This window comes from Streptomyces sp. NPDC051364 (assembly GCF_040682115.1).
In the GTDB taxonomy this organism is placed as follows: domain Bacteria; phylum Actinomycetota; class Actinomycetes; order Streptomycetales; family Streptomycetaceae; genus Streptomyces.
This window is the reverse complement of record NZ_JBFBAH010000043.1, coordinates 34188-46722: the sequence shown is the minus strand read 5'-3', so window position 1 is coordinate 46722 and position 12535 is coordinate 34188. Positions and strand designations below refer to the sequence as shown.

The 12535-nt window shown below is 70.4% G+C and carries 12 protein-coding genes and 2 pseudogenes; 6 read left to right on the top strand and 8 right to left on the bottom strand.

Going from position 1 to position 12535, the window contains the following annotated elements; genetic code table 11:
• The 3 genes and pseudogenes from AB0M76_RS39880 to AB0M76_RS39870 all read right to left on the bottom strand — a co-directional run.
• Window positions 1-241: hypothetical protein (locus AB0M76_RS39880; protein WP_365957635.1), on the bottom strand; the 241-nt coding region annotated here is incomplete at its 3' end.
• A 577-nt stretch (window positions 242-818) separates the two neighbouring features.
• Complete coding sequence (locus tag AB0M76_RS39875; RefSeq protein WP_365957634.1) at window positions 819-1052, bottom strand: hypothetical protein; 234 nt, start codon at window positions 1050-1052, stop codon at window positions 819-821.
• 127 nt (window positions 1053-1179) lie between these two features.
• Window positions 1180-1236 (bottom strand): annotated as a pseudogene (locus tag AB0M76_RS39870) (hypothetical protein); the annotation flags it as partial.
• 363 nt (window positions 1237-1599) lie between these two features.
• On the opposite strand from AB0M76_RS39870, the pseudogene AB0M76_RS39865 reads away from it, so the two are divergent.
• Window positions 1600-1980 (top strand): annotated as a pseudogene (locus AB0M76_RS39865) (hemerythrin domain-containing protein); the annotation flags it as partial.
• Between the two features lie 54 nt (window positions 1981-2034).
• Here AB0M76_RS39865 and AB0M76_RS39860 read toward each other — a convergent pair.
• The 4 genes from AB0M76_RS39860 to AB0M76_RS39845 form a co-directional block, all read right to left on the bottom strand.
• Entirely contained in the window at window positions 2035-2280 is a 246-nt protein-coding gene (locus AB0M76_RS39860) for a DUF6479 family protein (protein ID WP_365957640.1), read from the bottom strand.
• 969 nt (window positions 2281-3249) lie between these two features.
• Window positions 3250-3921 carry an HAD family hydrolase gene (locus tag AB0M76_RS39855; RefSeq protein ID WP_365957633.1) on the bottom strand — a complete coding sequence of 224 codons (672 nt, stop codon included), beginning with the start codon at window positions 3919-3921 and terminating at the stop codon, window positions 3250-3252.
• A gap of 13 nt (window positions 3922-3934) precedes the next feature.
• On the bottom strand, window positions 3935-4921 hold the full coding sequence (locus AB0M76_RS39850; RefSeq protein WP_365957639.1) for an LLM class F420-dependent oxidoreductase: 987 nt from the start codon (window positions 4919-4921) through the stop codon (window positions 3935-3937).
• 95 nt (window positions 4922-5016) lie between these two features.
• Complete coding sequence (locus AB0M76_RS39845) at window positions 5017-5547, bottom strand: SRPBCC family protein (protein WP_365957632.1); 531 nt, start codon at window positions 5545-5547, stop codon at window positions 5017-5019.
• Window positions 5548-6531: 984 nt separating this feature from the next.
• Here AB0M76_RS39845 and AB0M76_RS39840 point away from each other — a divergent pair.
• Window positions 6532-8322 carry a thiamine pyrophosphate-requiring protein gene (locus AB0M76_RS39840; RefSeq protein WP_365957631.1) on the top strand — a complete coding sequence of 597 codons (1791 nt, stop codon included), beginning with the start codon at window positions 6532-6534 and terminating at the stop codon, window positions 8320-8322.
• A 3-nt stretch (window positions 8323-8325) separates the two neighbouring features.
• On the top strand, window positions 8326-8532 hold the full coding sequence (locus AB0M76_RS39835; protein ID WP_365957630.1) for a hypothetical protein: 207 nt from the start codon (window positions 8326-8328) through the stop codon (window positions 8530-8532).
• Between the two features lie 329 nt (window positions 8533-8861).
• On the opposite strand, the gene AB0M76_RS39830 is transcribed toward AB0M76_RS39835, so the two are convergent.
• Entirely contained in the window at window positions 8862-9200 is a 339-nt protein-coding gene (locus AB0M76_RS39830) for a helix-turn-helix domain-containing protein (RefSeq protein WP_365957629.1), read from the bottom strand.
• A 149-nt stretch (window positions 9201-9349) separates the two neighbouring features.
• Here AB0M76_RS39830 and AB0M76_RS39825 point away from each other — a divergent pair, with 149 nt between their 5' ends.
• The 3 genes from AB0M76_RS39825 (at window position 9350) to AB0M76_RS39815 (ending at window position 12506) form a co-directional block, all read left to right on the top strand.
• Complete coding sequence (locus AB0M76_RS39825) at window positions 9350-9754, top strand: STAS domain-containing protein (RefSeq protein ID WP_365957628.1); 405 nt, start codon at window positions 9350-9352, stop codon at window positions 9752-9754.
• Window positions 9747-10163, top strand: coding sequence for a hypothetical protein (locus AB0M76_RS39820; RefSeq protein ID WP_365957627.1), 417 nt, complete (start codon window positions 9747-9749; stop codon window positions 10161-10163). The genes AB0M76_RS39825 and AB0M76_RS39820 overlap by 8 nt, the downstream gene beginning before the upstream one ends.
• 75 nt (window positions 10164-10238) lie before the next feature.
• Window positions 10239-12506, top strand: a complete 2268-nt coding sequence (locus tag AB0M76_RS39815) for a SpoIIE family protein phosphatase (protein WP_365957626.1) — start codon at window positions 10239-10241, stop codon at window positions 12504-12506.
• Window positions 12507-12535: the final 29 nt, after the last annotated feature.

The window sequence follows — 12535 nt, the reverse complement described above, 5'->3', positions numbered from 1 at the left end:
AGTACGTCCAGTACGAGCGCTTGCGGCCGGCACGCCGAGAGCACGCACCGGACGCCGCTCCTTGAAGGGCAAACGCTGCCTGACGCGGCACTAGCCGGCCTCGGCGGGGGTTCGGGCCTTCGACTCGCGGCGCACGGGCTTCGCGGACGGCCTTCCAGAGCATCACCGGGCCGAGCAGGGTCAGGGCGGCGAAGACGACGGCCGGGTGGTCGCCGCCCGCGGCGAGGGCGCCGATCAGCACCGTGCCAAGCGCATGGTCGAGGGCGTCGAGACCGGGGCCGGACCGGTGGCCCGGCCCGGCGCATGCGGTGTAGCGCCCTCAGCGCGAAGAAGAGGTTCAGGCCGGCGCAGGCGAGCAGGGCCCAACGGACCGCCACGGGTATGTTCACGGGCGCGACTCTAGGCCCTCGCTCCCTCCCCGGACGGCCTTGGCCAAATGTCAACTGCATAGCGGCTAGCCGGCTTCCGAGGGCGCCCAGACCGGCGGCCCGACTGCCCGGCGGTGGGCGGTGCCTCCCAGCGTCATGAACAACGGCTCGGCGCGGACGGCCAAGGTAACTCCCGAACCGCTGTCGAAACGCTGCTCTTCGGCGTGTACAGAGCCAAGTGCATCGACGTCGTGCGCCCCCGCCTGGTTCGAGGACGCGACCTTCACCAGCGACGCCCGGTTCGAAGACGCACGGGCTCGCTTGACGACGCCGGAAGGCGCTCCGCAGCACCGCCGCTGGCCGACTGGCTGGAGCATTCAACCCACCGATAGCCCCTGGGGAACCCTTGAGAGGACTTGAGAGCGAAGGTTCCCGCAGTGGTCGTTGTGGTCAGGCCGCGGGTAGTTGCCTGCTTGCGAGGGCTTGAAGGTAGCTCCGGACCGAGTCGGCGAGCGTGGCGTAGAAGGGAGTCCGGTCAGCGGCCTGGAAGGCTTGGGCGCACACGAGGAGTTCGGCGACGGGTACGGCTGGGGTGCCGAAGAGGTGCAGGAACCGGCCCTCGGTCGCGGCGACCGCGTGCCACCAGCATCGAGGGACGTACAGCATGTTGCCGGCGCGCAGCATGATCTCGGCGACCGGCTCCCCGTCGGGCGGTGAGGGGGCTTCGACGTCGTCGCAGAGCAGGTCCGGGCGGGCGGGTGGCCCCGTACAGGCGCCACCGCTTGGAGCCCTCGAGCTGGAAGCCCACCGTGTCGTGGTCGTCCCGGTGGACGCCGAAACCCTCGGCCGGGGTCCACGACGCATACATGTTGACCTGGACGTCGGTGAACGTGCCGTTCCAAGGTCTCGGCGAGTTCGGCGACCGGTCACAGCTCGGCCTCGCCTGCTCCCAGCCGCCGGTTCCGCCGTCTCCTGGCCGCCACGACCGGCCAGGTCTTCACCATCAGCCCGTTACCGCCCGCCTGAGGCTGCGGCAGGCCACTCGCGATGTCGCACCGGCTCAGGTGATCTCGTGTGCGGCGTGTCGTTCGTGTGCCCGGATCGGCGCCCCGCCAAGGCGGCACGATGGCTCTCCCCCTTCAACCATCGGCATGCGGGAGGCGCTGGTCCGGGCGAGCGGTCTCCTGTGTGTCCAGCGCCGGAAACAGGGGTCCTCGGCGCCTGCGGAGCGATGGTGGCGTTGGTGCCCGCCCGGCACCGATGCCCGCGCATCACGATGGAGGAGACGGACATGGACGCGATCGTGCTGCTGCGCGAGGACCACAAAACAGTCGAGAAGCTGTTCAAACGGTTCGAGAAGACCGGGGACGACGATCTCACCGAGCGGCGGGCGATCGCCGACGAGGTGATCAAAGAGCTCACCGTGCACGCCTGGATCGAGGAGCAGGTCTTCTGCCCCGCCGCCCGAGAGGCCGCGCCTGAGACCACCGATCACATTCTCGAGAGCATCGAGGAGCACCATGCCGTGGTGTGGATGCTCTCCGAACTCAAGGACATGGACCCCTCCGACGAGCGCTTCAAGGCCAAGATGAGCGTCCTGGCAGAGAACGTGCGCCACCACGTGGGGTCCGCCGCAGGGCTGGCCATTGACCGGCTCCACGAGCGGTCAGGGGCGGGAATCCTGTTCACGGTCGTCTGGGGTCTGCCAGGACTTTTGCCGGGCGCGCGCACGAGGGCTCTGGTCCGTCGGCTGCGCACAGAGGTCCCTACGGGCTGCGGCACGCCGTGCGCCGTACCAGAACGCCGCGATCAAGAGCGCAACGATGACCACGCCGACCACGATCAGGAAGACTGGGCGGCCCGCCGGGGATGCGGTGAACAGCGCCGTGCCTGCGCCCTTCCTGCGGCTCATAGCTCACGCATCCGTCTTTGTCGAGACACGTTTTCTCGGGACATGACCAAAGTCGTCCACTCCGGCCTACTGAAGAGGTGCCCATTTCCAGTTCGCGTGGCACACCGCGAGGCCGAGCCCCGGACCTCGCCTTCACATCTGCAGGCCGAGCCCCGCCCCGCCTGCACTACGAAGGACCACTCCTATGAATCACAACTTCGGCAAGAAATTCGGGATCACGATGGGCCTGGCCCTGACCGCCCTGGCATCCGGTGCCATGCTCGCGACCTCTGCTTCCGCCACCATTACCGCCCCCTCCTCGGCGGTCACCGTGGTCTCCGACGATGATTCCGGTAATCTTCCGCGTAAGATGACTTACCACAGCCCCCACACGATTAAGACACCGATATACCCGTCGCCCCCGGTATGCGAGAAGAAGCCCTACCTCCCCAATTGCGGACTCCAATGGTAATTCCATAAACAGGCTCCGGCCGCCGAAGACAGGCGTCGGCAGCCCGGCCTCCCTGGCTGCGGCTCAAGGGCGGAGCCGCAGCCGGATCGCGGCCACGGCGATCGTGCCGTGGAAGACGCCCGCCCGGTCCCGCCGGGGCCGGGTGATGGCCCGTTTCGATACCGGACCCACCTGGAATCCGGCCGCAAGCCGGGCCCGGCAGGTCCACGGCATCCGTACAGACCGTTCCGCGCGCACGGTCACGGCCGGGGAGCCAGGCTGGCGGGTATGCCGCCTTCCCTGGTTGTCGAGCCGGGCCGGCTGATGAGGTCCATCACCAAGCCCTCGGCAAACCAGCCGAGGGCCACTCTGGTGCGCATGACAGGGACATCGAGGTCGGTCATCACTTCACGCAGAGTCTCCCGGTCCGCGGCCACTTCCTCGGCGAGCGCCCCCAGGGAGGGCCCGAGAGGGCCCTTGCGGTGGGCCCGGGCGGCTCGACGGAGCAATTCAACTCTGACGAGCCTTCGGGGCGAGGTTCACGCGGCCGGCACCTCGGAGAACGGGCTGTCGCCCAGGCCCGCCAGGAGGTCGGCCGGGTCCCGGTACACGGCGGCGGCTCCCGCCTCTTTCAGGTCGGCGCGAGGAATCCCACCGCACAGCAGGCCGACACTGGCCACCCCGGCCCGGTCGGCGGCCTTCATGTCCCAGACGGTGTCGCCCACAAACACCGCGCGCTCGGGCGGCACCCCGGCCAGTTCGAGGGCGTGGTGCACGGGGTCGGGCGCCGGCTTGCCCTGTTCGACGTCGTCGGAGGTCGCGGTGTCGGTGATGGCGTCGTCGGCGTCGATGGCCCGGCGCAGGGCCCCCAGTTCGCTGTCCTTCGCGGAGGTGACCAGCAGGACCTTCCAGCCTGCCTGCGACAGCGCTCGCAGGAGGTCGGCCGCCGAGTCCAAGGCGGGGAGCCGATCGAAGTACGTGGCGTACAGGGTGTCGTGGGCAGAGCTCATCCGGTCGTCGTCGCCGCGGTCGCGGTCCTCTCCGAGGAGGTGGTCCAGGAGGTCTTCGCCGGGCAGGCCGATCGCCCGGTGGATGTCATGCATGGACACCCGGTGCCCGCCCTGGCGCAGTGCCTCCCACCAGGAGGTGACGTGGAGGTGGTTGGTGTCCGTGAGGGTGCCGTCGACATCGAAGAGAGCAGCGCGGTTCATGGCGGCGGCTTCCTCACAGGTTCCGGAGGGCTGGCAGCAGTTTGGCCTCGGCCCATTTCAGGAAGGCCTCCTGCTGGTCGCCGCCGATCTGGACGAGGGCGACCTCGGTGAATCCCGCCTCCGCGTACGGTCGTACGGCCTCGACGAAGGCGTCCACGTCGTCGCCGCAGGGGATGGCCTCGGCCACGTCTTCGGGGCGGGTGTGCTGCGAGGCCTGCTCGAAACTGGCGGGGCCGGGGAGTTCGGCGTTGACCTTCCAGCCTCCGAGGGCCCAGCGGAACTGGTCGTGCGCCCGGGCCACGGCGGCGTCGCGGTCGGTGTCGTAGCAGACGGGGAGTTGTCCGACGCGGGGTTTTCCCGCTCCGCCGTGGGCATCGAACTGCTCCAGCAGCTCCTGTTTCGGTTCCGTGGCGATCACGAGGTCGCCGTGCCGGCCGGCGAGCTCGCACGAGCGGGGGCCGGACACGGCGATCCCGAGCGGAGGCGGCTCTTCGGGCAGGTCCCAGACTCTGGCGTTCTCGACGTCGTAGTGGGCACCGTGGTGGCTCACGTACTCGCCCGTGAACATCCTCCGGATGATGTCGGCGGCTTCCTCGAGCATCTCCAGGCGTACGTGGGCGGCTGGCCAGCCGGCGCCGACGATGTGCTCGTTCAGGTTCTCGCCCGAGCCCAGCCCCAGCCGGAACCGGCCCTGGGACAGGGTCTGCATCGTCGCCGCCTTCTGCGCGACGACCGCTGGGTGGTAGCGGAATGTCGGGCAGGTCACGTACGTCATGAGCGGGATCCGGGAGGTGGCCTGCGCGGCCGCCCCCAGAACGCTCCAGGCGTACGGGCAGTGTCCCTGCGACTCCAGCCAGGGGAAGGAGTGGTCGGAGATGACCGAGAAGTCGAACCCCGCCTTCTCCGCTCCCACCACGTGGGACACCAGCTCACGCGCTCCGGCCTGCTCGGTCATCATCGTGTACCCGATTCGTACCGGCATGAAGACGTGTCCTTCCAGTCGCTCGTGAAGGGACCGTCGCCCCCTGGGGTCCCTGCGCGAAGAATCGTCTGCCCTGCCCCGGGGCAGACGACTGCCCCGGGGCGCCGAAGCGGTCAGCTGCGCCGCATGTCGTCCGGCGAGGTACTGCCGAGCGGTCCGCTGCCGGTGGAGGTAGACGGAGCGGCGTCCGTGGGAGCGATCCGCCCACGCCAGCCGCGGCTTTCCTGGCCGCGTTCCTCGATGAAGCCCTTGAACCGCTTGAGGTCGCCCTTGACCCGACGGTCCAGGACCCCGAGCGCGTCCCCGGCCTTCTCCGCCACGCCCTGGGGCTCGAAGTCCATCGCCAAGCTGACCCGGGTGTGGGCGTCGTCCAGGCGCTGGAACGTCACTACGCCCTTCTGCTCGACGTCGCCGCTCACCGACCGCCACGAGATCCGTTCGTCGGGCAGCTGGTCCACGATCTCCGTGTCGAATTCACGCTCGGCACCGGCCACCTTGGTCCTCCAGTGGCAGTGTCGGTCGTCGATCTGGCGAACTTCCTCGACGCCTTCCATGAAACGCGGGAACTCCTCGAACTGCGTCCACTGGTTGTAGACGCTGCCCACAGGAACGTCGATGTCGACGGATTCCTTCACCATGCTCACGAGGTTTCTCCTCCCTGCGATCAGGCCGACTGCCTGCCGGCTACGCGGCGCCTGCCCGGCACACCCTGCTTCAATCCCGGCACGTGGCACCGGCCGGGGCACCCGGGGCCGTCAGATGCACCGATACCGGGTAGGCGCAGCCCGTGATCCGTTCATTCCGCTCGCGGCGCCCGGTTTCCCGTCCCTGACGTGGGCAGGAGCCCTGCCGCCGGCGGCCCGCCTGAACGGCTTGCGGCAGCGGCTGCCCCTGCGCATCCAGGGGCGCCGATTCGACCCTGGTCATCGCCAACCCGCCCTACGTCCCCTCGCCCCGACGCCCGGCTGCCCACGCACGGGCCGCAGCGGGCATGGGACGCCGGCGCTGACGGACGGCGTGTCATCGACCGGATCTGCGCGGCCTCCCACGGACGGCAGAACCCTCCGTCACCGTCGAGCCGGCCAACGAAAGCGCCTGCTCCTTCCGCTACCTGGCCGCCGGGGACTGCCCCTACAGCAGACTCCATGCCTGACCTTCCACCGCCCCGAGCCGCGGCCGCCTAAACCCGGGACGCAGTCCTGAGGGGCCCGGGGACGACCGGGCAGGGCCTGGTCATCGGGACTGGTGCCGCCGCCTTCGAAGCGGCGGGCACAGGATCGCCCGGAGCGCGGCGACAATGCCCCGAGGGAGGCCGGCCGTGGCCAGTGGGGCCTGGAGCCGTGCCGGACAATCCGATCATCGGCGCCGCCCTCCGCGCACCCCATCAGGGGCAGCCTGCCCTGCCGCATACGGCTCGGACCCAGGTCGGCCGTCTGCTGCTCGCCGCGCTCCTTCCCGGCCCGGTGCTGCCCACCCTGAGGATCGCCACCGACTCGGCTGCCTGGATCGCCGCATTCACCACCCGCGTCTCCGCGCTCCGGTGCCTGACCGCGGCGACGCGATTGGGTCGGACTTTGCCGGGCAGGCGACGGAAGCGGAGCCGAATCGGACCGAAAAGGAGCAGCACAATGAAGGTCGCCGACCACCTGTTGCAGCGCCTGCGGGAATGGGACGTCGAACACGTCTTCGCCTACCCGGGGGACGGCATCAACGGCCTCCTCGCCGCGTGGGGTCGGGCCAAGAACCAGCCACGGTTCATCCAGGCCCGGCACGAGGAGATGGCCGCCTTCCAGGCCGTCGGATACGCCAAGTTCTCCGGCCGCACCGGCGTCTGCGCGGCCACGTCCGGCCCCGGTGCGATCCACCTGCTGAACGGCCTGTACGACGCGAAGCTCGACCACGTGCCCGTCGTGGCGATCGTCGGGCAGACCGACCGCAGCGCCATGGGCGGCTCGTACCAGCAGGAGGTCGACCTGCTGTCCCTCTTCAAGGACGTCGCCTCCGACTTCTGCGAGATGGTCACCGTCCCCGAGCAGCTGCCCAACGTCCTGGACCGGGCCCTGCGCATCGCCGCCGCCCGCCGGGCCCCCACCGCGCTGATCATCCCCGCCGACGTGCAGGAACTCGACTACCAGGCGCCCGCCCACGTCTTCAAGCAGGTGCCCTCCAGCCTGGGCCTCGGCCGCTACGCCCCCGTTCCGGCCGACGACGACCTCGCGCGGGCGGCGGAGATCCTCAACGCCGGTGAGAAGCCGGCGATGCTCATCGGGCAGGGCGCCCGGCACGCCCGCGCCGAGGTCGAACTGGTCGCCGAGCTCCTCGGCGCGGGGGTCGCGAAGGCCCTGCTCGGCAAGGACGCGCTGCCCGACACCCTGCCGTACGTCACCGGCTCGATCGGGCTGCTCGGTACCCGCCCGTCGTACGAGATGATGCGCGATTGCGACACCCTGCTCGTGGTCGGCTCCAGCTTCCCCTACACACAGTTCCTGCCGGAATTCGGCCAGGCCCGTGCGGTGCAGATCGACATCGACCCCACCCTGGTGGGCCTGCGCTACCCCTTCGAGCTCAACCTCGTCGGTGACGCGGCCGAGACGCTGCGCCGCCTCGCACCGCTGCTGGAGGGCCGTACGGACGGCGCCTGGCGCGACACGATCGAGCAGGGCACGGCGCGCTGGTGGGAGGTGATGCAGCGGCGCGCCGAGGTGCCGGCCGACCCGGTCAATCCCGAGTACGTGGTCCACGCGCTGGACGAGCTGCTGCCTCAGGACGCGATCGTCACGGCGGACTCCGGATCGGCGGCCAACTGGTACGCACGGCACCTGCGTTTGCGCGACGGCATGCGCGGCTCCCTGTCGGGCACCCTCGCCACAATGGGCCCCGGCGTGCCGTACGCGATCGGTGCGAAGTTCGCCCACCCCGACCGTCCGGCCATCGCGCTCGTCGGCGACGGCGCGATGCAGATGAACGGCCTGGCCGAACTCCTCACCGCGGCGAAGTACTACGGCGAGTGGTCCGACCCCCGGCTGGTCGTCGCCGTACTCAACAACGGGGACCTCAACCAGGTGACCTGGGAGATGCGCGCCCTGCAGGGAGCCCCGCAGTTCGAACCCTCGCAGAGCATCCCGGATGTGCCCTACGCCGACGTCGCCGCCCTGTTCGGACTCGGCGGCGAGCGGGTGGAGAACCCTGACGACGTGACAGCGGCCTGGCGCCGGGCGCTGGCCGCGGACCGGCCGTACGTCATCGACTTCCGGACGGACCCGGCCGTACCTCCGATTCCGCCGCACGCCACCTGGGACCAGATCAAGGCCGCCGCCGAGGCGGTGCTGCGTGGGGACAGCGACCGCGCAGCCGTTGTCCGCCAGGGGTTCAAGGCGAAGGTCCAGGAGTTCCTTCCCGGGGGCGGAGGAAAGGACTGAGCGGTGGCCGCAGCCTCTGACATCGACCTCGCCGGCCTGGAACGCGCGTTGCGGGCCGAGGTGGACGGCGAGGTCCGCTTCGACGCGGGCAGCCTCGGGGCCTACTCGACCGATGCGTCGAACTACCGGCAGGTCCCACTCGGCGTGGTGGGTCCCTCGCACCGTGTACACCGCGCACCGGCTCTGGCCCACGGAGCAGTTGCCGGGTGATAACGCCGTCAGGTGTCGGAGAACGTCCCCTGCGGCGGCGACGTCGAGGAGCACTTGGCGGCCGTGCCCGCCTGCGTGGACGGGGGGCTTCGAAGAGGTGTACATCGGGCAGATCGGCCCCGATGGCGAGGCGTTTTTAGCGGGCTACCGCGAAGAACGCGCTGCCCGCCCTCGGCGGATGAGGCACCACGCGGACGAGGCGGCGGCGCCGGTCGGGTGGTCGTCGGGGTGGACGGCATGGAAATGCTGCGGCCCCACGGCGGTGTCACGGCTGCCACACCACTCGTCCCGCTTCACCGCCCCAGCGCCGCACTCGTGCCCCCGCGCTGTCACCGCCTCAGCGAAGGGTCGTCCTCGGCGAGCAGGGCGAGAAGGCCTGCGACCTCGTGGCCGGCTTCGGCTGGGTGCCGGAACATCGCCCCCTCGGCGATTTCGTATCGGTTGCGTCTACCGTCGCGCGAGCGCGTCAGGTACCCGTCCGCTTCGAGGTCGGCGACGATCCCCTGAACCGTCCGCTCGGTGAGTTCGCACATGGCCGCGACATCACGCAGCCGAACCCCGGGGTCCCGGGAGATCACCACCAGGACCCGTGCGTGATTGGTCAGGAACGTCCACGCGGGGCGACGTTCTGAGCTGCTTGCCATGCCTTCCATCATGCGCTGTTCCATTCGCGTGAGACAAGTCGTGTAAGGCGACTCGCGCAATCCGAGACACGTAAGACAAGACGCGAAATTCTTTTCCCGTAATTCTTGACGTATGACGGTATGCGGCGCACGATCGATCTGACAGCGATCCGACTGGTCCAAGGGAGTCGGAGATGGCCCCCGCTCAGGAACTCGAAGCGACGACGCAGACCGACGAGACATGTTCGACCGTGCGTGTGGAACCGGATGGCGTGGGCGGCGCGGTGGTCGTCCTCGCCGGAGAAATGGATCAGGACTGTGCCGCGGAACTCCGCGAGGTCCTGGTCTGCGCCCTGAGCGCCTACCCCCAAGGATTGGTGCTCGACCTGACGGCCGTGACCTTCTGCGACTGCTCCGGGCTCAACGCCCTCCTGCAGGCCCGACTGGACGCAGGCGCCGATCGCGCCCGGCGCTTCAGGATCCGCAGCATGAGCCCCCGGGTCGCCCGGCTGCTGGCGCTGACCGGCACCCTCGACTACTTCCCGAACGACTCCGGGCCCGGCTTGCATCCGGCCGTGGGGGGCGCGGGCCATGACTGACCACGGCTCGCCTCCGCATCGGCATCCCGTGACCGGCGGGCGGGACGACCTGCTCGACGCGGTGCACCGGATCCTTGCCGAGGCCGGATTCGACCGGCCGGCACGGGGTACCGGGCTGCAACTCCGCCGCTGCGGCGAGGGGCTCCTGCTCGATTGGCTGCCCGGGGCCGTCATAGGCCCCACGCTCAGGATGCATCGGGACCAGGCCGACCTGAAGGAGATCACCGAGCTGGACGGCATCCGCCGGTCCATGTTCATGGCCCTGACCGAGACACTGCGGGCCGCGGGGTTCGAGGTCGCGGCGTACGAGGGCGGGCTGCTGCTCGTCACCCGCCGCCCGGCCGCTGAGGCATCGCCCGAACCCGAACCCGCAGGAGATGGCGTGCGGCGCACGCCGCACGCTGTGTGACATGCCCGAGTAGAATCACTATCGAGGCATTTTCGGACCGATGCCGGCGTACTTTGCACAGCTCCCGGAGTCGACATGAACGAGCCCGTCCGCGCGCCGGGCCCCGACCCCGCTTCCGCCCAAAACGAGCTCGTGCGCTCCGTTCGCGCGCTGACCGAGGAGATCGCGGAGCTCCGGGCGGGCCGGGCCGACCGCCATCTGCTCGACCTCGCGACCGGAATCCTGGTCGTCCAGCTGTCTGTGCCCCCCGCCGATGCCGCGGACCATCTGCGCCGCTTGGCCACACAAGCGCGTGTGGACCCGTCGGACGTCGCCGCCGACATCGTCAACGCCGCCGCCGGATCCGCCTCCGCGGCGCCAGTCCGCGCGCCTGCGGAAGAGGACCGCGGCGCCGCGCGAAGGGTACGGCGCACCGACGCGGCCATTGCGTCGGCCGACGTCGCGAAGGAAGCCGCCGCGTCCTTGCTCGAAGGCGGCCTTCGCCCCCTGGGCGCGAGAGCCGTATGGCTGTGGCGGCGGACCACCACCGACTGTCTCCAGCTGGCCGCCCAGGCCGGCGGAAACGCGCTGCAGTCCACGCACTGGCAGTGGCTGCCGGCGCATGTCGGCGGCCCCCTGCGCACGGCGCTCGTCGACGGCCGCCCCGTTTGGCTGCCTGCCGGCACCGAGGATGGGCAACCGCTGCCCGGACCCGCATCCGATTGCGCGCGGGCGGTCCTGCCCCTGCGCCACCAAGGGGCGGTCACCGGTGTGCTGCTCGCGGCCTGGCCCGGGCCTACGGCTTTCGACGCGCCGATGCGGCGCGCCGTGGAGGGGATCTGCGACAGCGCGGCGCGGGTGCTCGACGCCGCGCCGGATCCGGATGGTTTCGGCCATCCCGGACTGCTCGGCACCCTGTTGGACTGCCTGGTCCACGCGGCTCTCGCGCTCTCTTTCGACGAGGGCACGTCCGCTTGGCGGATCGAGCACGCCAACCCGGTGGCCGCCCAGCAGCTCTGCGCGCTGCCGGAGCCTGCCGGACGCGCACTGGCCGAGGTGCTGCCAGGCCACTGCGCGGAGCTGGTGCGGATGCTGGAACAGGCGCGCGCGGACGCGGCTCCGGGACAGGCGGACCGACTCGCAGACCGCGACGGCAGCGCGCTGAACGACGTACTGGTGCTGCCGCTCGGACCGGTACGGGCCGTGCTGCTGTGGAACCCGGCGGACGAGTCGGCACTGCTGCTTCCCCGGGTGCTCGACCGGCTCGACCACATGGCGCTGTTCGAGGACGACCTCGTCTCGGGGCACTCCCATTGGAGCGAACGCGCGTACACCGTCTTCGGAGTGCGCCGCGATGCCGCGGCGATCTCGCTGCGCGAGCTGGCTCCGCGGCTGCATCCCGGCGACACGGCTGAACTGGCCGCCCTGATCGAGTCCCTGACGGGACGCCAGGAGGGTGCGCAGGCCGTGGTCCGGGTGTTCCGCGAGGACGGTGGGATGCGCCATGTCCGGATCGCCGCGGAGCCTCAGGTGAAGGAGGCCACCACCGTTGCGGTGACCGGCATCTACCAGGACGTGTCGGCCCTGCACCGGACCGAGGTGGCGCTCGGCGCCACCTACGATCAGCTGACCGCGGTGCAGGCGCAGGCCGCGGTGCGGCACCAACTGGTGCTCGAGCTACAAGAGGCGATCGTTCCCGAGGTGCCGAAGGAGGCCCGGCTGCCCGGGCTGCTTGTCACCGCCCGCTACCGGCCGGCCGCGGAGGACTACCGAGTGGGCGGCGACTGGTACGACGTCCTGCCGCTGTCCGAGGACCGGGTGATGCTGGCTGTCGGCGACATCGCCGGCCACGGCATCGAGTCGGCTACCGCCATGGTGGCGCTGCGCAACGCGCTGCGTGGTCTGGCGTTCACCGGGAATCCTCCCGGGCACCTGATGGGCTGGCTCAACGAGGTCGCCCTGGCCACCTCCGGCCATCCCACGGCTACCGCCGTCTGCGCACTGTACGAGCCGCGGCCCCGGCTGCTGCGCTGGGCCAGCGCAGGGCACCTACCGCTGCTCCTGCTGCGTGAGGGCCGGGCGTCGCTGCTGGATCCGCCGCGCGACATCCTTTTGGGGGCGGTGCCGTCGGTGGCGTACACCGAGTCGGTCACGGCGCTGCACCCCGGTGACCTGCTGATCTTCTACACCGATGGGCTCGTCGAGCGCCGACACGGCGCCTTGGATGAGGGGCTGGCGCTCCTGGCTGGGGTGGTGGAGCGGCTTGCGGACCTGGACATCAGCGATCTGGCCGACCGGCTGCTCACGGAGGTGCGCGGGGACACGGACGACGATACGAGCATGGTGCTCATCCAGGTGGCGTAGCGCAGTCGGGGGCCATGGGTTGGGCGGCG